The sequence below is a fragment of the Bartonella bacilliformis Ver097 genome, from assembly GCF_000709795.1.
Classification (GTDB): domain Bacteria; phylum Pseudomonadota; class Alphaproteobacteria; order Rhizobiales; family Rhizobiaceae; genus Bartonella; species Bartonella bacilliformis_A.
This window is the reverse complement of record NZ_KL503802.1, coordinates 16,881-39,780: the sequence shown is the minus strand read 5'-3', so window position 1 is coordinate 39,780 and position 22,900 is coordinate 16,881. Positions and strand designations below refer to the sequence as shown.

The following is a 22,900-nucleotide window of genomic DNA, read 5'->3' as shown; positions in this document are numbered from 1 at the left end:
GTATTAAAACCACTATCAACCATCTAATTTAGCCATTCTTTCTTTAAGTAATATACTCCCATCCGGAAGATACAATCCTGACTTCTTGCATTGTATCTGTATCTGTATTGAGATCACTCGGAACAGATTGCTGGATAGGAGATTTTTCTGACATTGTGCAACGATTAACGAATATCATTACATTGGTTTCATTGTTAAAATTTATATGATAGTCAGGCAAGATAATCACGCTTTGTTAAATGTTTGATTATATGGGGAAACTTCTTCTCAGAACTTTGTGATCCGCATTTTTTAGCAATAGGGGCAATCCTTATTTTTCAAATGTTTTGCCGTTCACGATATTTGCGTACAATCTCAATATATTTTTCGTTCAATTGATTTGCGCAAACAGAAATAATCCCGATGCAAGGTCAATATTTCTCGCGCTTTAATAGCGTTAAAATTTATTCTGAAAGTTCGATTTTACACCACATAAACGATCGTCAAGTCCATGCTTTCGACGGACTGAATCTCTGTTAATTAAAAAATGTTCATTTGTTCTTCATTCCCTGTCTTAATATTCGTTCTAAATTGTTGTACCATAAATTCTCTCTAAAGCGTTTGAAGAGACTGATAATCTCGACTCGAAGTACTGTAATTTATAAAAATAAGCAGCACATAAGAATTAATCTGAACCCTTGGGATAATTTTCCCTCCTTGTTTGAGGTTATGTATGATTTGTGAGATGCAATAGATTAGAATAGCTTTGTCATAGATAGTCACCAATCCCTTATAATTTGGTGTTACTTCTAACCGGTTACCACGCCCATCTTCATAACGCCTTCCATCATTTCAGGTTTTTTGAAAGAGAATAAAATGGATACTCCATCTATGTTATCAAATCCTTTAGCACGGCATCAGATACATCACAGATAAAAAGATCATGCTGCGGATAACGTTCTGGTAAAAGGCCGCCAAAAGAATTCATATTACCCTCTTCGTAAATTTTATAAAATATTTGTCAATATTCGTGTTTTCAGGAACTAGTTAGTTAAATTCATCGCAATTCAATATTTAATAATTGTTTTTTTTGCAGAAAATAAAATGAAAAAGTTTACGATAAGATCTTGTATGTCTCATCAGGTAAATTTTCTTTAATGGCTGTATATCTTTAAAGATGATTGTATGTAAATTTATGCACTATAAAATAGTAGAAAAGATAAGGATTTTAAAGATTTAAACTTTTCTTTCTTATGATAAAAATGACTGATATATAAATAAAAATATATTTTATAGTGTGATGTGATTATCAAGAAATTTTGAGCTGAATAATATGAAAATTAGAAAAATCTAAAATGAAGAATCACATTTGCTAAGAGGTTTCGCCTATAAGGAACCGTTTATTTTTTTATGTTAGCGTTATTTTACCAAACACGATGGAGAAAATTATGGCCAATGTAGTAGTTGTTGGTACACAGTGGGGCGATGAGGGCAAAGGTAAAATCGTCGATTGGTTATCAGAGCAGGCAGACGTTGTAGTTAGATATCAAGGGGGGCACAATGCGGGTCACACATTGGTTATCGACGGAATTAGTTATAAATTGTCACTTTTGCCATCTGGTGTAGTTCGTGGAAAGTTATCAGTTATTGGTAATGGTGTTGTGGTTGATCCTCATCATTTTGTTTTTGAGTTAAAAAAACTACGTGATCAAGGTGTAGAGATTACATCCAAAATTTTGCGTGTTGCTGAAAATGCTTCTTTAATTCTTTCTGTACATCGTGACCTTGATGCTGCTCGGGAAAATGGTATTTCGGGTCTGACGATTGGAACAACAAAACGTGGTATTGGTCCTGCTTATGAAGATAAGGTCGGTCGTCGCTCTATTCGTATGATAGATTTAGCAGAAACTAATACGCTTATGGCTAAGATTGAACGTCTTTTGAGACATCATAATGCTTTGCGTCGCGGTATGGATATTGCAGAAATTGATCCCAAAACGCTTTATGATGAATTGATACAGGTTGCAGATGAAATTTTGCCTTTTATGGATTGTACATGGCGCCTTTTGGATGAAAGACATAGAATGGGACAGCGTATACTTTTTGAAGGAGCGCAAGGTGCATCTTTGGATAATGATTTTGGGACTTATCCTTATGTAACATCATCTAACACAGTTTCTGGGCAGGCTTTTACTGGCTCAGGTATGGGGCCTGGTTCGGTTCATTATGTTTTGGGTATTGCAAAGGCTTATACAACACGTGTAGGAGAAGGGCCGTTTCCAACAGAACAGGTGAATGATGTTGGTGAATTTCTGGGGATGCGTGGGAATGAATTTGGCGTTGTGACAGGGCGAAAACGTCGATGTGGTTGGTTTGATGCTGTTTTAGTTCGTCAGATGGTAAAAATTTGTAGTGTTCATGGTATTGCACTGACAAAACTTGATGTTTTAGATGGTTTAGATGAAATTAAGATTTGTATTGGCTATGAAATAGATGGTAGAAAGATTGACTATCTGCCGTCTTGTATAGAGGAACAAGCTCGTGTAAAACCAGTCTACGAAACATTAGAGGGCTGGAAAGCAGCAACAGCATGTACGTTGAATTGGGAAGAATTGCCGGTGCAGGCTATCAAATATGTGCGCCGTATTGAAGAGTTGATCGGTGTACCAATTGCCTTATTGTCAACCAGTCCTGAGCGTGAAGATACAATCTTTATCATTGATCCCTTTGCAGATTAATTTTTATTTTTACACTTCGATGTTGGGTTGAATTTTTTCTGTTTTTTAGTAAGCGTAATTATTATAGCTTGAGGAATAGGAGACAGAGAGGCAATAAGTACATATTCACTTCAATGACTAACAGAGTTAGTATTCATATTGAATGGTAAAAACTGGAAAATTATGAGAAGAGTGAAATAAGACACTGAGAGTGTTTTAAGCTTTGTAAATTGAAAATTTCCTCCTTGAGTTTGAGAAAGACTATATAAAATATGGTGGATTTCGTTGGAATTTTAAAAAAGACGATTGATGCGCAGAATAATATTACACTCCAAGTGCGTAAACAAGTTTATGAACGGGCGATTGAAACATTAGAACATAAACTTGCAGAAGCAAACATGCCAGAAACAATGATAGATGCGCAAAGGCAGGCTTTGCAAAGTGCTATTTCTGTTGTTGAAGAAGAATATTTGGCGGTTGAAAAGGAGTTACTTTCTTCAGTTATTGGGTGGAAATTTACAAATGAATTTGATGATAAGAAAGGAACACCAAGCACCGCATTCTTAAAATCTAAGATGATGTCGGTTTTTGTTACAAAACAACAACACTCATTTGTTACTGGATCGATAAGAAATGAAATATTGAACAAATCTTCAAAAGTATTGGGTATACCAGATGCTGAGCTTGTCAATATGGATAGTTTTTTTGCTTCTGAGCATAAGATGAATCAGAATATTGAGAAAAAGACGTCCAAAAACGATGCAATTTCTTCTGGGCAGGTAGATAATTTTCATATTATTTCGCATATTTTTGCTCAGGCTTTACAGCGTGCTAATCGGGCATCTGTACGAAAGCGTATTGTGATAGGTGTTTGTATCTTCGTTAGTTTTTGTTTTGTATTCATAAGTGCTTTTTTTGTTGGTAAACGCGTGTTTGTATCAAGTGATCATCAATTACAAGAGGATGATACTTACGTTTCTAATCTATCATCGACAGTAGTTCAGGCTAACTCAAAATTAACACAACGTTTATTGGAGGATGGGAGTGAAATTGATGTTGGTCCAGTTGAGGAAAAGGAAGCTCAAGGTGAAAAAGGAATCTCACCAGTTGTTGCTAACGATACAAACTCGATGAAACATGCAGGTGAAGTTGTATTTTATCAATCCCGTACAGATTATGATGCAGAAAAGGTAGCAACAGGAAGTGCGTTATGGTCACTTGTAAAGGAAACTTCTATTAATGGTCAGCCAGAAGAATTAGCTATACGAGGTGATATAAAGATTCCAGATGAGGGATTGTCATTACGATTAACCCTACGTCGTAATACCGATCTGTCTTTACCTGCAGCCTATATTATGGATCTTATTTTTATCACTTCTGATAAATTTTCAGGTCAAGCAATTAGTGATATTAAAACTTTAACTTTTAAGGCAAGTGAACAATCTGTCGGTCAGGTTTTAACAAGGACTGTTGTTGCTAAGATTGATGATGATTTTTTTCTTGTTGCATTAAGTGGTCATTATCCGTTTCTTAACCGAAATCTACAACTAATACGTGAATTAGATTGGATACGTTTGGTGATGAATGATAAAAACGGTCGTGTAAACGAATTAACTTTTGCAAAAGGGGAAACAGGAGAAGCTATCTTTAATCAGGTTATTGGACAATGGCTTGCGCAAACAAATAAATCAACAGATCCTGAATCAATAAAGCAAAATGCTGATATAAATGGGATGAAAAGCATTAAATTTACAGATACAGAACCCCTATAAACTAAATTTAAGGCTTAGTTTATAGAGGAGGCTGTTTAATTCTGATTAATTTAAGAAATGTGCAAGCAACGCTGATTATGTGCGTGTTTTTGAGATAAAGCAGAAGCTCTAACAAAATCTTGCACTTTTTCAAATGCCCGCATTTCAATTTGTCTTACACGTTCACGGCTGATGTTAAATTCATTCGAGAGTTCTTCTAGAGTTAACACTTCATCACTCAAACGACGCGCTTCAAATATGCGCTTTTCACGTTCATTAAGATTAGCCATGGCATGTATTAACAGGGAACGCCGATTTTCTAATTCGTCTTTCTCAATTAAAACTTGTTCCTGGCTGCTTGCTTCATCAACCAAACAATCTTGCCACTCGCTATGCTCATCTTCATTTATACGAAGAGGAGCATTAAGAGAAGTATCTCCACTAAGTCGGTGGTTCATTGACACGACTTCATCTTCTGTGACATTTAATCGAGTTGCAATCTCTTTAACTTGCTCTGTATTTAGCTCACCATTATCTAAGGCTTGAAGTTTACTTTTTAACTTACGCAGATTGAAGAACAAGCGTTTTTGATTAGTCGTTGTCCCGATTTTTACTAAACTCCAAGACCGTAAAACATATTCTTGAATTGATGCTTTAATCCACCACATTGCATAGGTTGCAAGGCGAAATCCACGCTCTGGTTCAAAACGTTTAACAGCTTGCATTAGCCCAACATTCCCTTCTGAAATAACCTCTCCCATAGGTAAACCATAACCTCGATATCCTATCGCGATTTTTGCCACAAGGCGTAAATGACTGGTTACCAACCTATGTGCAGCTTTCAGGTCGTTGTGCTCATTGTAGCGTTTCACTAACATATATTCTTCTTTTGGTTCAAGTATTGGAAAGCGACGTATTTCTTCCAAGTAACGACTCAAACCTCCATCATTTGCAGTAATTGATGGTAAATTTATATGGGCCATATAGCACCCTCCTTTCATAGGAACTCCCTCATAAGGCGAATTCTGATTCCAGGCATTATATAAACATCTTTCATTATATTTACACTACCATAATTTATAATTTTGTTCAAAAAGAATACTTTATTGTGAAATTATGGCATCATTAATAATTGATATTAAGTTTTTTAAAATGATTGATAAGTTCTGCCATATCTTGGGGGAGTGGTGCAGAGAAAGACATGATGTTCCCTTTTGCGGGGTGCTCAAAGGTAAGACTAGCTGCGTGGAGTGCTTGTCTGTTGAAGAGATCAATGGCTTCTTTAATTGTAGAATCAAATCTATTTGATTTTGTTTTAAAAGCATTTCCATAGACTGTATCGCCTACAAGTGGATGTCCAATATGAGCCATATGAACACGGATTTGGTGTGTTCGTCCAGTTTCTAAACGACACTCCAAAAGGCTCGCGAAAGGTATTTTGTCTGCACAAGTTTGATATTTTTCAATGACAGAAAAATGCGTAACGGCATGGCGTGCATAAATATTGTGGTTATGAATGACGGCTTGTTTTGTTCGGTCATAGCGCGCGCGGCCAAGGGGAGCATCAATGATCCCAATATTGCGATTAGGGGAGCCCCAAATCAAGGCACAATAACGCCGATTTAATGCACCAGTACGTCCATGATCAGAAAATTGAGCACTGAGTCTTTTATGAGCAAGGTCATTTTTAGCAATTACTATGACGCCGCTTGTATTTTTGTCGAGACGATGAACAATGCCAGGGCGTTTAACACCACCAATACCAGATAAACTATCACCACAGTGATAAATAAGAGCGTTGACCAATGTTCCTGTCCAATTGCCGTGGCCTGGATGTACAACAAGTCCTGCTGGTTTATTAACAACAATGATATGATCATCTTCAAATAAGATATGAAGGGGAATGGCTTCACCCTCTGGGTAGGCATTATTGAGTGTAGGTATTGTTAATTCAATTTTTTGATTAGAGTTTATTTTTGTTTTCGGTTCCGTTACTAATTGGCCATCAATTTTAAGATAACCTTCTCGGATTAAGGTTTGTAAACGTGAACGCGAGAGTTCATTTTGATAGTGTTTGGCAAGCCATTGATCAATTCGTTGTCCAAGAGCATCCTCATCTGTTATCTGCTGTATCACGACGCGATCCTATTGTTCAGATTTTATGTATAAAATTTTACCAATATGAAACTGCTTTAGTATCCAGAAATTCTTCAATTCCCCATCGTCCACCTTCACGAGCTCGTCCGGAAAATTTAACTCCTCCAAAATAACTTCCATCAGGTAAATCACATCCGTTAATTTCTATCATACCAGAACGCAACTGTGTGGCAATACGTCGACATTTTTCTCGGTTCTGTGATTGTATATAATTTGTGAGGCCATATTCTGTATCATTAGCCAAGGCTATAGCTTCATCTTCTGTTCTAAAAGGAAGTATTGAGAGAACTGGACCAAATACTTCTTCTCGGAAAATGCGCATATTCGGTTTTACATCGGAAAAAATTGTTGGGCGCACGTAATAACCACGTTCCATTCCCTTGGGTAAACCTATTCCACCTGTAACAAGAGTTGCACCCTCGTCGATTCCGGATTGGATGAGGGCTTGGATATTATCATACTGCTTTTTTGAAACTACGGGGCCAATGTGATCTCCTGTTTGATGGTTTGGGCCCACTCTTATATTTTCGGCAATATGTTGTGCTGTTCTTATAGCTTTATCGTAAATTGAGTGTTCCACAAGCATACGTGTTGGTGCATTACAACTTTGCCCGCTATTATAGAAACAATGCTGGATACCACGTTGTATTGCATTAGCATCTGCATCAGCAAAGATAAGATTGGCTCCTTTCCCTCCCAATTCTAGACAGACTCGTTTTAGAGTATCACTAGCGTTCTTAGAAATAGCCTTTCCTACTTGGGTTGAACCAGTAAAGCTGATCATTTCTAAATCTGGGTGAGAGGATAGGTAAGAGCCTACATGAACTCCATCACCATTGATGAGATTAAAAATACCAGCGGGGAGAGCAGCTTCATCTATAATTTCAGCAAAGATCATGGCAGATAAAGGAGAAAATTCAGAAGGTTTTAAGACCATAGTACAGCCCGCTAATAAGGCAGGGATCACTTTAAGAGTTATTTGGTGTATAGGCCAATTCCATGGTGTGATTAATCCTACAATACCTATAGGGTCATATTGAAGGATTGCGTGTTCGTTTTTCTCTATTAAAGCCTCTTGGAAAGAAAAATTTTTAAACGCTGTGATAAAATTTCGAATATTCTGAATGCCAGATATCGCTTGTGCATTACGTGCCATATCAATAGGTGCTCCCATTTCCATTGAAATAGCTTTTGCTATGTCTTCTAGGCGTCTTTCATAGATTTTTAAAATTTTTTCAACAAAAGCAAGACGTTGATTCGGTGTAGTTATTTTCCAGCTTTGAAAAGCTTTTTTAGCGGCTGTAATTGCTTTATCGGCATCTTTAATGCTTCCCATGCTAATAACAGAAAAGGCTTCTTCTGTTGATGGATCAATGACATGAAAATCATTCACAACACTCGGATCATCCCAGAAACCGTTGATATAAAATTTTCGCTTATTGAGCATATAACGTACTTTTTATTTCTTTGCTTTTACATTTTATACTATGAAAATTCTTTATAACGAAGCTTTGTCATTGAAAGTGAATAGTGTCGATCATTTTATTGCTATTATACATTAAAAAAAATATTGGGATAGTTGATGTTTGTGCCAAATTAAAAAGAAAAGCATAATTTTTGGCAATGCTTATGACAATAAAAACGCTTTACCTAAGATTAACACTTGATAACTTTAGAAAGTTATATGTTTTTTATATTGTTTTCAAAAATTATTTTTTCGTTCAAAATTAATTGTCGGAAAAAAAATTATTAACCTTCATAGTGTAGGACTTACGTATTTTCTCTGAAAAAGAAATCATTCTCATTGTTATAATTTCGTTGGGTGCTATGCGTAATTTAAAAACACAATCCAATTCATTATCTTTTTTTGCTGACAACAATGTAGAAAGCGTATCAGAAGGAGGTATAAACGCATCAGAAGAAAATTCATTTTCTAATATTTCTAAGATGTTTTCTTATCCAGCAGTGTGGGAAAAGGCATTTACTCTTGGACAAAATGTGCGTTTCACTCGAACACCGGAAGTTGAGATTCTGCGTCGTCGTATAGAAAAAGATCCGATTTTTGCAAGACAATTTGAAGCTTTTGTACAGCAAGAGTCACAAAAGCTGACAAATATTACAAAATGTAATAAAGAATCAATAAAGCCTCCATTTGTAGAAAAAGAGGTTAATGCTCAATTAGTTGATAATAAATCGTCATTCTATTCTTCAACAATTTTAAAACAGTTAGAGCAACAGATTATTAGTACGCGAACTGAACATGCTTCAACTCAATATGCGCATGCAGTGCAAGCAGAGAGCGTAGAGGAAGGAATGAAGCTTTTTTGCTATCTTTCTGATACCGCATTTTTTGAATGCGAGCCTTTGATGCTAGAACAAATCAAGGTCCAAGATCCACAAAGAGAAACAACATGTATTGATTCTACAAATAATGAGACTTTATCAGAAGCTGTTTCTGATCTGTCAATTACTTCTTTTTATCGTGTGCTAAAATGCCGTTTTCCGCAGTCTCATGATTCAACGGTGTCAGAAATTTCTACAGAGAGTGTTAAAGATATTGAGCCAATTTTTGATTTGAGTTTTACAAAAAATGAAGCTTCTAGAGAGTTTCAAATACAGAGTGCTGAGTCTATTTTTAGGGGTGATGAGGATGTTAAAAAGATCCAAAAAGTAGAAATTATTCAAAAGATCCAAGAGTTATCTATGGTTGATGCGCCTGCTCATGAGGTTGGTGACGTGCTGATGGAGACTGCGGTTAATAATAATCAAAATAATATTGTTGATTATATGACAGGCAGTGTAGCAAAGAGTGAATCAGATCTTTCTATGATAAAAGTAAGAACAAAAGCATTGCAAGCTACTAATACACCGCTTTGTAGTCGTAATACTGGCTTTGTATCAAATGTTCAATCCGTTGATTATGGCACTTATGAATTTCCTCCGATTGATTTGTTACAGGAGCCTGTTTTTCAGAGTGATACGGTTATTTCGGAGGAAACATTAGAGTATAGTACTGGGATTTTGGAAAATGTTTTAGAAGATTTTGGAATTAAAGGTGAGATTATCCATGTTCGTCCAGGACCAGTAGTAACAATGTATGAATTTGAGCCTGCTGCAGGGGTCAAATCATCGCGCGTTATTGGTCTTTCTGATGATATTGCACGTTCCATGTCTGCTATTTCTGCACGTGTTGCCGTGATCCCTGGACGCAATGTAATTGGGATTGAATTGCCAAATTCGATACGTGAAGTTGTTTATTTACGAGAATTAATTCAATCAAATAGTTTTCGTGATAGTCAATTTAAATTAGCTCTTGCTTTGGGGAAGGGGATTAATGGTGAACCTGTAACTGCAGAATTAGTCAAAATGCCTCATTTATTAGTTGCAGGGACAACAGGGTCAGGAAAATCAGTTGCTATTAACACGATGATTTTATCCATTCTTTATCGAATGACACCAGAGCAGTGTCGTTTAATCATGGTTGATCCTAAAATGCTAGAGCTTTCTATTTATGATGGCATTCCACATCTTTTAACGCCTGTCGTAACTGATCCGAAAAAAGCAGTAACAGCTCTCAAATGGGCAGTTCGTGAAATGGAAGAGCGTTATCGCAAAATGGCTAAGTTAGGTGTCCGCAACATTGATGGGTTTAACGCACGGGTTGCTCTTGCGGTAGAAAAAGGCGAAATAATTACGTGCACTGTACAATCCGGATTTGATAAAGATACAGGGGAAATGCTTTATCATGAAGAAACGATGGATCTAACACAGCTTCCTTATATTGTCATTATTGTTGATGAAATGGCTGATCTTATGATGGTTGCTGGTAAAGAAATTGAAGGTGCCATTCAACGCTTAGCACAAATGGCACGTGCTGCGGGGATTCATCTTATTATGGCAACGCAACGTCCTTCTGTTGATGTTATTACGGGCACGATTAAAGCAAATTTTCCTACCCGTATTTCTTTCCAGGTCACATCAAAAATTGACAGTCGAACAATCTTAGGAGAACAGGGGGCAGAAACCCTTCTAGGGCAGGGAGATATGCTTTATATGGCTGGTGGTGGGCGTATTATCCGTGTTCATAGCCCCTTTGTTTCTGATGAAGAAGTTGAATCTGTGGTAGCTCATCTTAAAAAACAAGGAAAACCTGAGTATTTATCAACAGTAACAGACAGTGAGAGCGATGATGGTGCAGAGGATGCTAAATCTATTGCTGAAAATGGAAATTTAGATGAGGAAGGTGACGAGCTTTATGATCAGGCTATTAAAATTGTTATGCGTGATAAAAAGTGTTCCACATCTTACATTCAACGTCGTCTTTCAATCGGCTATAATAAGGCTGCTTCTCTTGTTGAACGAATGGAAGAAGGGGGCATTGTTGGGGCTGCTAACCATGTGGGTAAACGTGAAATTTTATGTAATGAGTGGTAATAGTTAAGCTAATTCAAAAGTATATCAGAGTAGCAGTTGCAAAAATTAAAGTTTATTTTTTCTGTATGAAGAGTGGGCATTGTTCTGCTCTTATTTTTTTGTCGAATGATCATAATATTCTTTATGTAAACTAATTCTACAGCGTTTTTCACTTTTTCATCTGCTATGGATGCCATTATTACATAGGGATAAGAGCTATCTGATTTCTATTGAGATTTTTAGTTTAACAAAGTATTTTTGCTTAAAGAAAATTATTCTTTTCATTTCTGGTTCGGCTGACAATAGCATTATCTGTTGTTATAGTTTGATGAGCATATAGCCTGTCACTGTAAGGAAACACATATATGTTTTGATTCATCGATTACGAAAGCGTTTTCATTTTATTAGAGAATAGAGCGAAGAGTGATCACTGTGATGATAGCACCGTTTGCTAGCATCGTTTTGCGCTTATCAGCATGTATATAATGGTTTAGGAGATTAGCTTCCACCTTCTACTTATTTCTGATATCTTAAAAGACAATTTCGGAAATGCTATTTCCTATGTTCAAGCAATGAAATTAGGTGTGAATTTATTTTTTCTGAGCGACTAGTAAGTCTCTGATTTCAATAAGAAGCTTTTCTTCGGGAGACATTTCTTTTGGTTTTTCTACTTTTTCTTGTTTCTGGTTCATTTTGTTCATTCCCTTGACCAAAAAAAAGAGAATCCAGGAAATAATCAGAAAATTAATTAAAAGTGTTATAAAGTTCCCATAGCTAAGGGTTGCTCCCGCTTCTTTTGCAGCAAGCAATGTAGCTTTCTTATCACCAGCGAGCTGAATAAACATATTAGAGAAGTCAATACCACCTGTAATAAGACCAATGATTGGCATAAAAATATCGTTCACAACTGAATTAACTAAACCACCAAAAGCACTTCCTATAATGACACCGACGGCTAGATCGACCATATTTCCTTTTAAGGCAAATTGTTTGAATTCTTTAAACATTATGTTCCTTTGTTTATGCACGCTATACATATCAGTTGTTAATTATAGCTTTAAACGAAAAAGGAAAGAATGATTTTAAATTTTTGGATAAATTACAGCACAAGTATAAATACTCTATAGCAATAAAATAGATGAAAGTTATCTATGAGATGCTTTATTCTATCGAATAGGAATAGTATTTGTAGAATTTGAATAGATGAATTTTATTTATAAAGTAAGGAAATATGCTTGGATTGGCTTATGCGACCCAAATATTTTAAGGAAAGATATTGAGAAAATGTGTGTTATGGATTGGCTGATATGTCAATGTGTTTCTTAATGTTTGAGCAATGGCTAAAAAAAGCAAGGTATTTCTGATAGATTGGTGTCTATCAAAATGGCTTCTTTAATTGTTATATGATGAGCTTTTTGCAGTAGTGATTTGTTTCTTTATTTTTTTGATGTGTTTGTTTTTGTGATAATTTTTAGTGTTGGGGTATGCAGATTATATATTATATAAAGAGGAAAATTTTTTATTGTATGGAGGATAGTTTGTGAGTTTTTTTCAGTGTATTGGTCGTTCTGCTTTATTTATGTTAGATCCGGAGCATGCACATAATTTGTCTATTTTATGGCTTAAAAGTGGATTAAATAGTCATAAAAGAATTGTCGATAAGCGTTTATCTGTAAGGATTGCAGGTCTTAAATTTGAAAATTTTATGGGTCTTGCTGCAGGATTTGATAAAAATGCAGAGGTTGTCGATGCTGTTTTTCGTCTCGGTTTTGGTTTTACTGAGGTTGGTACAGTTACACCAAAACCGCAAACTGGCAATGCTAAGCCGCGGCTTTTCCGCTTGAAAGAAGATGAAGCAATTATTAACAGAATGGGTTTCAATAATGATGGACACCAAATTGTTCACGATAGGCTACAAGGGCGTAAAAAGTCTGATATCGTTGGAGTTAATATTGGTGCCAATAAAGATACGCCTGATAGAATTGGTGATTACGTAGCAGGTATTGCTTGTTTTTATGATGTTGCTGATTATTTTACAGTCAATATCTCCTCTCCTAATACTCCGGGCTTACGTGATTTACAAGCACGTGATAGTTTACGTCTTTTGATTAAGGAAATTTCGCGAGCACGGAGTACAAACAAGAAAAAACATGGATTTTCTATTCCGATTTTTTTAAAACTTGCGCCTGATTTGACAGAACAAGAATTGGATGATGTCGCTGAAGAATTAAGTCTTTCTGATTTTGATGGTTTAGTTGTTTCTAATACAACACTTTTTCGCCAAGGTCTTAAGAGGAGCGCGTTTATGAATGAAGGGGGAGGGTTATCTGGGCGTCCATTATTTGAGCGTTCTACTATTGTCCTTGCGAAAATGCGTCAAAAATTGGGTAAAGATATTGCGATCATTGGCGTTGGTGGTGTGCGGGATGCTCAAACAGCTTTGGAAAAAGTTAAGGCTGGTGCTGATTTAGTGCAATTTTATAGTGGGATGATTTATGAAGGACCAGATCTTGCTAGAAATATTACAAAAGATACATTGCAGATGATGCAGAAAGATGGTGTTGATACTATCAAAGCTTACCGAGATCATAATGTTGAGAAGTGGGCAAAATGTACGCTTACTTTATAGTGAAAATATTGTTTTTTTGCAAAAAAATGCAGGATTTTTTAAAGGGGGCTTGCAAACTCTTTTGATCTTCCGTATGTCACACAGGGCAAAGAGTTAAGTATTTGCATAATGCGGTTGTAGCTCAGCTGGTTAGAGCGCTGGTTTGTGGCACCAGAGGTCGTAGGTTCAAATCCCACCAACCGTACCAATTTCTGCGGTTTTGATACGATAGAAAACTTTTAGAGATCATAAGGCATATTTTGTCTTGATAAAGTTTAGTGTATAGTATTCTTTAGAAAATTTAGTTAACGGAATTTTATGTAGCATCCTACATATAAAGTGATGCTATAAATGGGGGAGCTTGAATTGTTTTTTAAGTTGATATCTGATGGTTGTGAACAGTAGCGAAAAAATGAAACGCAAAAAATGTGAGCCTGTTTCTGATTTTTTGAAAAATTTACGTGGTGTAAACAATTGGGAACAAGTGTCACAATGGCTTGTATTTCGAGGAGTAGAAGATATTGAGTGTATTACGCCTGATCAAGCAGGTGTAGCACGGGGTAAAATGATGCTTTCTAAAAAATTCACATCAGAATCATCTTTGGCATTGCCTTCAGCAGTTTTTATGACGACAATTTCAGGAGATTATCCTGAAGATGGCAATGGTTTTGAATATCCCACAACGGATGGTGATTTACGTCTTGATCCTGATCTCTCTACGTTGAGTATTGTGCCATGGGAAGGTGCTCCTACAGCCCAAGTAATTTGTGATATTAGATATCAAAATGGGCAGGCTGTTGAATATACACCGCGCAATGTATTGCGGACAGTGATCGATTTTTATAATCAAATGGGCTTAAAACCAATTGTCGCACCAGAAATTGAGTTTTATTTGGTGAAAAAGAATCCCGATCCTGATTATCCTTTAGAACCTCCAGTTGGTCGTTCTGGACGTTCTATTGGTGGAGGGCAGGGCTATTCTATTGCGGGTGTTAATGAATTTAATGGGTTAATTGATGATATTTATCATTTTTCAGAAGCACAGGGGCTAGAAATCGATACCCTCATTCATGAAGAAGGGGCTGGCCAGTTTGAAATTAATTTGCATCATGGTGATCCGATTACCTTAGCTGATCAAGTGTTTATGTTTAAACGAACGCTACGTGAGGCAGCGCTCAAACATAATATGTATGCAACTTTTATGGCTAAGCCTATTCAAGGGCAACCAGGATCTGCGATGCATATTCATCAATCCATTATTAATCAAAAAACTGGTGCCAATATCTTTACAGAGGAAGATGGCAGAGAAAGTGTACATTTTCGCCATTTTATTGGTGGGTTGCAAAGACATATGGCTGGGGCGCTTGTTATGCTTGCCCCTTATGTTAATTCTTATCGGCGTCTTATGCCTGATGTTTCAGCGCCAGTTAATTTGCAATGGGGGTACGATAATCGTACTACAGCTTTTCGTGTACCACGTTCTATTCCGCAAGGGCGACGTGTTGAAAATAGACTTCCTTCATCAGATGCTAATCCTTATTTAGCTATTGCAGCTTCTTTGGCATGTGGTCTTATTGGTTTACAGCAAAAGCTTACACCAGATAAACCAACAGAAAAAACGGTGAATTCTAATAACATTGAACTGCCCCGTGGATTGATTGAGGCTGTTAGTTTATTTGAACAGGATAAAGCGTTACGGGATATTTTAGGGGATGCATTTGTGAGCACTTATGCTGCTATTAAGCGACAAGAATTTGAAACTTTTATGGACGTGATTAGTTCTTGGGAGCGTGAGTATCTTCTACTTAATGTTTAAGTATTATTACTATGGCTCATTATAATTCAATTTCTCCAGGTGTTTCTTGGTATGAAGATACTATAGGAGAGCGTCCCTCGTATCCATGTTTTGATGCACAAGCACAGTGCGATGTTGTTATCATTGGAGGAGGGTTTACAGGGCTTTCAGCTGCTTATCATTTGGCTAAAATTGGGCTTAGTGTTATTTTGTTAGAAGCATCACGTTTTGGTGATGGTGCCTCGGGGCGTAACGGTGGTCAATTAGGAACAGGTCAGCGACAATGGGTAGAAACGCTGGAGAAAAAATATGGTTTTGAACGCAGTAAAATGCTTTTTGATTTAGCTGAAGAAGCTAAAAGAGATATTTTATCATGGTCTGCAATGCCTGATTGTAATATTGATTTTATGGCAGGGCAGTTTTCAGTTATTCATAAAAAACGTCATAGCAAAACCTATCAAAAACATGTTGAGACTATGCAGCGCTATGGTTATCATGGTCTCACTTTTATGAATAAGGCTGAAACAGATGAAAGGCTTGGCTCTTCTTTTTATTACGGTGGTATTTATGATGTACAAACTGGCCATATCAATCCTTTGAAGTTGATTGTTTGGTTAGCAAAACAGGTAAAAAAAGCTGGTGTAAAACTTTATGAAAAGACGAAAGTTACAGGAATAAAGAGCAATCATGGTCAGTGTTTTATAACAACAAAAAAAGGCAATATAATAGCTACAAATATTTTGTTAGCAACCAATGCGTATCATTTTGGACTCAAAAACTTTGTTGAAAATAATGTTGTTGCTATTCGTTCTTATATTGGGGCAACTGAACCATTACCAGAGCATTATTCAATTCTTTCAGGAGGAGAAGCGGTAGATGATTCTCGCTTTAAGGTTCGTTATTTTCGAAAAAGCATTGATCATCGTTTATTGTTTGGTGGTGTAGAAAGTTATAATAATCAGTATCCTGCTGATTTGGATGAACGTATACGTCAGCAAATTGCTGAAATTTATCCTCAATTCCATTCTATAAATTTAACGCATCGTTGGGGTGCAACAGTAGCAATTACGGTTGAACGTATGCCTTATGTTCGCCAAATTATGCCTGGTGTCACTTATTGTGGTGGATATTCCGGGCATGGAGTTATGCTTGCTCCCTTTATGGGGAAATTATACGCTGAGTGGTTGTCTGGCAATCATGAACGTTTTAAATCTTTTCAAGATTTAAAGATTTCATCTTTTCCAGGTGGAAAGATATTGCGTTATCCGCTTGTTTTTTTGGCAATGAATTGGTTTTCTTTGATGGATCATTTGTAATTCGTCATTGTTGAAATGCAAAAAGTGAAAAATTTTTCTTCTCAAGTAGAAAAGATTTTATATTTGAATAAGATAATGGATGAGCCAATGGTTAATGAGAGTATTTTAATATCTTCTTTTCCAATATCTTACTTTGATTGATAAATTTTTGTACCTGTTCATCATAAATATTAAATAGAATTTAGTATAGTATCTTTTGTTGAAAAAATTGATAAAGTGTGTTTATAGGGCTTTATCAGATACAGCGTGTTCAGAATTTTGGCATGGGTAGTTTAAGGGATCGGGCTGCTGCTTTGAGTGTGTTGACCATGAGCATAGCAATAGTCATAGGTCCTACTCCCCCTGGTACAGGAGTGATAGCTAGGGTTTTTTCTTTAACCTCTTCAAAGTTAACGTCACCAACAAGACAGGTTTTCCCAAGGCCTTTTTCTGGTGCTGAAATTCGGTTAATACCAACGTCAATAACAAGTGCACCTTTTTTAACCCAGTCTTTTTTAATCATTTGTGGACGGCCAACAGCTGCGACTAAAATGTCCGCTCTACGGCATATTTCATCAAGGTCACGGGTTCGACTGTGGGCAAGTGTTACAGTAGCATTGGCTGCTGTTAGTAGGGCTGCCATAGGCTTTCCAACAATATTAGAACGTCCAATAATGACAGCATTAAGACCGGATAAATCTTGCCCACATTGTTGTTCAATCATCATCATGGCACCAGCTGGTGTGCATGGAATAATGGCATCTTCAATTGCGTTTGTTGCAAGCTTTCCGATGTTTATATAATGGAAACCATCAACATCTTTCTCGACAGCAATGGCCTGTGTTACTCTATTTGTATTAATGTGTGCAGGCAAAGGAAGTTGTACCAAAATACCATGGATTTTGGGATCAAAATTTAATATTTCGATGAGTTGAAGCAGTTCTGCTTCTTTTATTTCTTTGGGAAGTATATGCTTCATTGAAAAAAAACCGCATTCTTCAGCTTTTTTATTCTTTGATGCGACATAAACCTGACTTGCAGGGTCATCTCCAACGATGATAACAGCAATTCCTGGTTGTATGTTATGGCTGTTTTTGAGTTTTTCTGTTTCGTTTTTTACTTTAGCAATAACATTTTCAGCAAGTTTTTTCCCGTCGATAATATTATTCATTAGGACAATCCTTTCAGTCTAACCATTCTGTTTTTCTGTAAAGCATTTTAGGGTAATAAACAGAGTGTTGAAGTAAGCATGGTAAAAGTAATTGAATAGTTTTGGTGTATCTTTAATTTTGATAGAATATTAAAAAATAATTGTTTTATGAAAGGGTAGCAACATTGTTGTGCTAATAGAGTCTGGATAAAATTAGACTATCATATAAATATTACTGATATAGGATTATAAAAATCCTTTTTCTGCTCGTTTAGCCTAATTTTATCTATATAGGGAAATGTAGAGGAAATTGTGTGTGCTAGAATAGTAAAATTTTTGAGCGGAATTTTTTTTGCGGTTGTTTTTTTGTGTGGTGCGGCTGTTATTATTCTTCCCTATATTGTTTCGACAGATGCAATTCGTATCCGTTTAGCGCAGGATTTAAGTGCATGGACAGGCTATAATGTGCAATTGCGCGATCCTCCACGATTGGATCTTTTTCCTTACCCAAAAGCATTTCTTTCTGGTGTTACTTTAACACAAAAAATTGATAAGAATGCACCTTTGATGGAAGCTGAATCAATAGAAGTGGATCTTTCTTTGATTGATCTTCTGTGGAAGCGCATTTCTTTTTCAGAGACGCGGATCATACGTCCACAATTTGTTATAGAAAAGCCTGTCAAAACAGTAGCTGATTTTTTTGATACACTTTCACAGTCACAAGGCATGTTGGGGTTAACAATACGCAATGCTCGTGAAGTTGTTATGCATAACCCTGATCAACCGGATGTAGAACATCTTTTACGCCAACCTTTTGGGCGTGTTGTTATTAAAAATGGAGTCCTAGTCTATCGTGATAGAGTTTCTAATGTAGCAGAAAAAATAACAGGATTAAATGCAACGATGGATTGGCCAGAATTAACACGGGCAGTGCGTTTTCGGGCAAATGCTCATTGGCGTGGGGAGTTAACAGAATTAATAATTAATGCGGACCAAGCTTTGTTACTTTTAGCAGGAGGAAAAAGTCCGCTTAAGATCAGTATTAACTCATTGCGTGGTAGTATAACATTTGTAGGACAGGCACAACTATCTGAATATTATGTCGTTGATGGGAAAGTCTCAGTGCGTTCTCCTGGTTGGGATCAGACATTGGCATGGATTGGTGGTCGTGAGTTTTGGGGACACCAATTTAAGATACCTATTGTATGGGAATCTCGTTTTTTAGCACAGCCAACATGTATTCAAATGAACAATGTTACATTTATAATGGGGGCAGCAAATGCACGTGGCGCTTTGGAATTTAATTTTCAAAATAGTGTACCGATTATCACTGGATCTTTGGCTTTTGATGATTTAGATCTTAGCGTATTAGGATCAACATTGTTATCAGTTGAAGAGAAGAATAAATTCTTTGATACAACAATTTTCGATCGCATTGGATTGGACGTGCGACTTTCAGCACTACGAGCAAAAGTAGATAATGTAGAACTTACAAATTTAGCAGCAGCAATACAACTTAAAAATGGACGTGGTGTTTTTGATCTTGGGAATGCTAACCTTTTTGGTGGATCTATTCAGAGCAATATCCAGATGATACCCAATGATAAAAAAGTGCGCATTAAAGGACGGACTTCGGGAACTTCTATTGATACGAAAGCTGTTTCGGATGCTTTAGGATTTTTTCCATTTGTACAGGCTAAAACTGATTTTATTATGACAACACAGATGCTGGTTGGTCGCTGGTCAGAGATTCTAACAAAAATGCAAGGTCAGTTAACATTAAATATGTCTGCTGGTCGATTAATTGGATATGACTTGGATAATTTACAGAAACAACTTCTAAAAAACGACCAATTTCTTTTAGTTAACGATAATGGGATTTCAACAGCTTTTGATCGCCTAGATATTAAAGCGAAGTTTGCAAGTGACGCAATGACAATGCTAACATTATCAATGTATACGACGAATTGGAACTTGTTTATTCAGAGACCCACTACACTTTCTGTAACTAAAGGTAAACAAAACAAACAGATATTGCGAGCAGAACTGCAAAGCAACAATCGTTCAGAAACTGTGTGTAAAGACATTCGGTGTCTTACGAATAGTCTCGTATGGCCTTTTACTTTTTCGCTTGACTCTACGGAACAAGCTTTAGGTAATTTTTTTGTTAAGAAAAATATTCATAAAAATTGAATTTTTGTTCTTCATGGTTAATCATACTAATTTTGTAAAAAATTTTTAATATTCAACGTTCCTCTATTGATGTTTTGTGGAAATTCCATAACCATCTTTAGCTATCGTGTGCTTTCTATCTGCTCCAATTGAACCAATGCCTACAATGATGAAAATAAAAGCTAAAATTGTGGAAATAGTAATAACTGCAGCTCTTTTAGCAGACATATTTTCTCTTTACATAGTGAACGATTGAATGCAATGGCGAATGATATTGTATGATTTTTCTGAAAATAGAATCAAGTCATACTTTGCTTATTTTACTTAAATGATTACTTAATATAGATAAAAAATTCTGTCGTTTTCATATTATAGTTATACGCATTTAACTTTGATTGTGTTTGTGATTTCATTCTCTTGACGATTACAATTGGCTCTGGCACAAATTTTTTTATGCGTGCAAATTATAAGTTTCAAAGATTATTTATTCAGCAGCCACTCGTTTTGAATGAAGAAGTGGTTATAAAGGGTTCGCAGGCTTCTTATCTTATACATGTTTTGCGCATGAGAGAGGGAGAAAGAATTTTGTTGTTTAATGGGTGTGATGGCGAGTGGCTTGCTGAGCTTATCACGATTAAGAAAAAATTTGTGGTGGTTCGGATTATCTATCAGGAGAGGGTGCAAACAGAGCGTTCAGATCTCGTCTATTGTTTTGCTCCGATTAAATCGGCTCGTTTAGATTATATGGTGCAAAAAGCTGTAGAAATGGGGGTGTCTATTTTACAACCTGTTATAACACATCACACCCAAGTTACGCGCATCAATATAGCGCGTATAGAAGCCAATATTATTGAAGCTTCTGAACAATGTGGTATCTTGTCTTTGTCAGAATGTGCACCAACTGTATCTTTAGAAGCGCTTTTAACAAGTTGGGATGAAGTACGCCCCTTGTTCTTTTGTGATGAGTCGCATGAGTGCTACAATCCATTACCTCTTTTAAAAAAGTATAGAGCAACGCCAGCAGGCGTTCTTATTGGACCAGAAGGTGGATTTAGTGAAGAGGAGCGGATTTTATTAAAAAAATATCCTTTTGTGGTGCCTATATCTTTAGGAGCACGTATTTTACGCGCTGACACTGCAGCTGTTGCAGCTTTAGCAATTATTAATGCTACCGTGGGAGATTGGGCCATCGATTAAGGCTTGCAATATCATTTAAAAAGATTCATTTAAAATGATAAAGTTCATAATAGGATAAGAAAACTGATGGCATTTGATACCACTGATGAAGGTAGAATTGATAACTTAGAATCTTTAATTGGCTATTTTCAAGAAGGCTGTAAAGAGGAAAATGATTGGTGTATTGGTACAGAACACGAAAAATTTCCGTTTTATATAAATGGTTTTCATCCTGTTCCGTATGAAGGCACAAAGGGTATCCGTGTGCTTTTAGAAGGAATGCAAGGAGTTTTAGGCTGGAAACCTATTTTAGATGAGGGGAATATTATTGGCCTTGTAGGCCCAGAGGGGCAGGGCGCTATTTCCTTAGAACCTGGGGGACAGTTTGAATTATCTGGTGCAAAGCTAAAAACGGTTGGCCATACTTATTGTGAGGTGATGGAACATTTGGATCTTCTCAAAAAAATTTCTCAGCCGTTAGGTATTGGTTTTCTAGGGATGGGGGCGAGCCCAAAGTGGACTTTGGCTGAAACGCCTCAAATGCCTAAGTCACGCTATAAGATTATGACCAACTATATGCCAAAGGTTGGTCATCATGGTCTTGATATGATGTATAGAACATCGACTATTCAGGTTAATCTTGATTTCTCATCTGAAACAGATATGCGACGGAAAATGCAAGTATCCATGAAGTTACAGCCAATTGTGACTGCATTATTTGCGAGTTCTCCTTTTACTGAAGGGCGTCCAAATGGTTTCTTGTCTTGGCGTTCTTCTATTTGGTGCGATACTGATAATCAGAGAACTGGAATCCTTCCTTTTATATTTTCTGATCGCTTTGGCTTTGCTGATTACGTTGAATGGGCACTTGATGTTCCGATGTATTTTGTTATACGCGATGGACATTATCACGATTGTACGCATGTAACATTTCGTCAATTTATGAATGGAGCATTAAAAGGACAGATTGCAGATGCAACTCCGACTATGGGAGATTGGATTGATCATTTGTCAACTTTATTTCCTGAGGTGCGTTTGAAACGCTTTTTAGAAATGAGAGGTGCTGATGGTGGTTCTTGGCGGCGTATTTGTGCTTTATCTGCTTTTTGGGTTGGGCTTCTTTATGACAGTGAAGCGCTAAATGAAGCAGAGGCTTTGACGAAAGATTGGTGTTATGAAGAAGTTTTAGATATGCGTAACCGTGTTGCCAAAGAAGGGATAAAAACACCTTTCCGTCAGACTACAATTGTAGAATTAGCAAGTCAGACTATTGCTATTTCACGCAAGGGTTTAAAAAATCGCAAACAATATGGTTCTAATGCTTTTGATGAGACGAATTTCCTCGATCCTTTAGAAGAAGTGATTACAACAGGTCAGACGAGCGCTGATAAGTTTTTATCTCATTATTATTCTATTTGGGGTGAGTCTACAGAGCCATTATTTGTAGAACACACCTGTTAGGTTTTTTGAGATAAGAAGATTTTTTATCTTCTTAAAGACAATAATTGCGTAGATATTTTGTCGAGAGCAGTTTTAATAAGAAAAGTAAAATCAGGAAGTAATATTGTTATATAATTGAGTCATTTATGATTTGAATAATTTTAAAAATATCTGTGCGTTTGATTGATAATGACATAAGATACTGAATTGTATGAAATTTAAATTTTTGATGTATATCACCGATATT

General features: G+C 36.4%; 17 protein-coding genes, 1 tRNA gene and 1 pseudogene. 10 read left to right on the top strand and 9 right to left on the bottom strand.

Translation table 11 applies throughout. The annotated features are described in order from the left end of the window. Window positions 1–43: 43 nt before the first annotated feature. The 3 genes and pseudogenes from H710_RS06455 to H710_RS06525 all read right to left on the bottom strand — a co-directional run. Window positions 44–178: a hypothetical protein gene (locus H710_RS06455; RefSeq protein WP_280508807.1), complete on the bottom strand. Its 135-nt coding sequence runs from the start codon at window positions 176–178 to the stop codon at window positions 44–46. Window positions 179–354: 176 nt separating this feature from the next. Then, complete coding sequence (locus H710_RS06530) at window positions 355–432, bottom strand: hypothetical protein (RefSeq protein ID WP_414946179.1); 78 nt, start codon at window positions 430–432, stop codon at window positions 355–357. Between the two features lie 159 nt (window positions 433–591). After that, window positions 592–807 (bottom strand): annotated as a pseudogene (locus tag H710_RS06525) (replication initiator protein A); the annotation flags it as partial. Between the two features lie 620 nt (window positions 808–1,427). On the opposite strand from H710_RS06525, the gene H710_RS00135 reads away from it, so the two are divergent. Together H710_RS00135 and H710_RS00130 are read left to right on the top strand one after the other, a co-directional pair. Beyond that, window positions 1,428–2,717 (top strand): adenylosuccinate synthase, encoded by a 1,290-nt coding sequence (locus H710_RS00135; protein ID WP_041848846.1) that lies wholly within the window; start codon window positions 1,428–1,430, stop codon window positions 2,715–2,717. 251 nt (window positions 2,718–2,968) lie between these two features. Further along, the gene (locus tag H710_RS00130) at window positions 2,969–4,468 is read left to right on the top strand and encodes a hypothetical protein (protein ID WP_041848845.1); all 1,500 of its coding nucleotides are present in this window, start codon (window positions 2,969–2,971) and stop codon (window positions 4,466–4,468) included. Between the two features lie 50 nt (window positions 4,469–4,518). On the opposite strand, the gene rpoH is transcribed toward H710_RS00130, so the two are convergent. The 3 genes from rpoH to H710_RS00115 form a co-directional block, all read right to left on the bottom strand. Next, a complete protein-coding gene (gene rpoH / locus H710_RS00125; protein WP_041848844.1) occupies window positions 4,519–5,430 on the bottom strand; it encodes an RNA polymerase sigma factor RpoH in 912 nt (303 codons plus the stop codon). Window positions 5,431–5,572: 142 nt separating this feature from the next. Beyond that, window positions 5,573–6,583 carry an RluA family pseudouridine synthase gene (locus tag H710_RS00120; RefSeq protein ID WP_041848843.1) on the bottom strand — a complete coding sequence of 337 codons (1,011 nt, stop codon included), beginning with the start codon at window positions 6,581–6,583 and terminating at the stop codon, window positions 5,573–5,575. Window positions 6,584–6,620: 37 nt separating this feature from the next. Further along, entirely contained in the window at window positions 6,621–8,051 is a 1,431-nt protein-coding gene (locus H710_RS00115) for an aldehyde dehydrogenase family protein (RefSeq protein WP_041848842.1), read from the bottom strand. A 380-nt stretch (window positions 8,052–8,431) separates the two neighbouring features. Between H710_RS00115 and H710_RS00110 the strand changes: the two genes are divergently transcribed. Further along, entirely contained in the window at window positions 8,432–11,038 is a 2,607-nt protein-coding gene (locus H710_RS00110; RefSeq protein WP_041848841.1) for a DNA translocase FtsK, read from the top strand. 569 nt (window positions 11,039–11,607) lie between these two features. Here the strand turns inward: H710_RS00110 and mscL are convergent. Beyond that, entirely contained in the window at window positions 11,608–12,024 is a 417-nt protein-coding gene (gene mscL / locus H710_RS00105; RefSeq protein ID WP_041848840.1) for a large conductance mechanosensitive channel protein MscL, read from the bottom strand. A 533-nt stretch (window positions 12,025–12,557) separates the two neighbouring features. Here mscL and H710_RS00100 point away from each other — a divergent pair. The 4 genes from H710_RS00100 to H710_RS00085 all read left to right on the top strand — a co-directional run bounded on the left by H710_RS00100 (window position 12,558) and on the right by H710_RS00085 (window position 16,736). Beyond that, a complete protein-coding gene (locus tag H710_RS00100; protein WP_041848839.1) occupies window positions 12,558–13,646 on the top strand; it encodes a quinone-dependent dihydroorotate dehydrogenase in 1,089 nt (362 codons plus the stop codon). A gap of 110 nt (window positions 13,647–13,756) precedes the next feature. Then, window positions 13,757–13,833 (top strand) — tRNA-His (locus H710_RS00095). A gap of 180 nt (window positions 13,834–14,013) precedes the next feature. Further along, the gene (locus tag H710_RS00090; RefSeq protein WP_041848838.1) at window positions 14,014–15,441 is read left to right on the top strand and encodes a glutamine synthetase family protein; all 1,428 of its coding nucleotides are present in this window, start codon (window positions 14,014–14,016) and stop codon (window positions 15,439–15,441) included. 11 nt (window positions 15,442–15,452) lie between these two features. Next, entirely contained in the window at window positions 15,453–16,736 is a 1,284-nt protein-coding gene (locus H710_RS00085; RefSeq protein WP_041848837.1) for an NAD(P)/FAD-dependent oxidoreductase, read from the top strand. A gap of 250 nt (window positions 16,737–16,986) precedes the next feature. Here H710_RS00085 and folD read toward each other — a convergent pair whose 3' ends face one another. Further along, the gene (gene folD / locus H710_RS00080; RefSeq protein ID WP_041848836.1) at window positions 16,987–17,886 is read right to left on the bottom strand and encodes a bifunctional methylenetetrahydrofolate dehydrogenase/methenyltetrahydrofolate cyclohydrolase FolD; all 900 of its coding nucleotides are present in this window, start codon (window positions 17,884–17,886) and stop codon (window positions 16,987–16,989) included. A 291-nt stretch (window positions 17,887–18,177) separates the two neighbouring features. Between folD and H710_RS00075 the strand changes: the two genes are divergently transcribed. Beyond that, on the top strand, window positions 18,178–20,058 hold the full coding sequence (locus H710_RS00075) for an AsmA family protein (protein WP_041848835.1): 1,881 nt from the start codon (window positions 18,178–18,180) through the stop codon (window positions 20,056–20,058). Window positions 20,059–20,121: 63 nt separating this feature from the next. Here H710_RS00075 and H710_RS06230 read toward each other — a convergent pair whose 3' ends face one another. Then, window positions 20,122–20,265 carry a hypothetical protein gene (locus H710_RS06230; protein ID WP_196295833.1) on the bottom strand — a complete coding sequence of 48 codons (144 nt, stop codon included), beginning with the start codon at window positions 20,263–20,265 and terminating at the stop codon, window positions 20,122–20,124. Between the two features lie 225 nt (window positions 20,266–20,490). On the opposite strand from H710_RS06230, the gene H710_RS00070 reads away from it, so the two are divergent. Together H710_RS00070 and H710_RS00065 are read left to right on the top strand one after the other, a co-directional pair. Next, a complete protein-coding gene (locus H710_RS00070) occupies window positions 20,491–21,234 on the top strand; it encodes a 16S rRNA (uracil(1498)-N(3))-methyltransferase (protein ID WP_041848834.1) in 744 nt (247 codons plus the stop codon). Window positions 21,235–21,300: 66 nt separating this feature from the next. Further along, window positions 21,301–22,674 (top strand): glutamate--cysteine ligase, encoded by a 1,374-nt coding sequence (locus tag H710_RS00065; protein ID WP_041848833.1) that lies wholly within the window; start codon window positions 21,301–21,303, stop codon window positions 22,672–22,674. The last annotated feature ends 226 nt before the right edge of the window (window positions 22,675–22,900 follow it).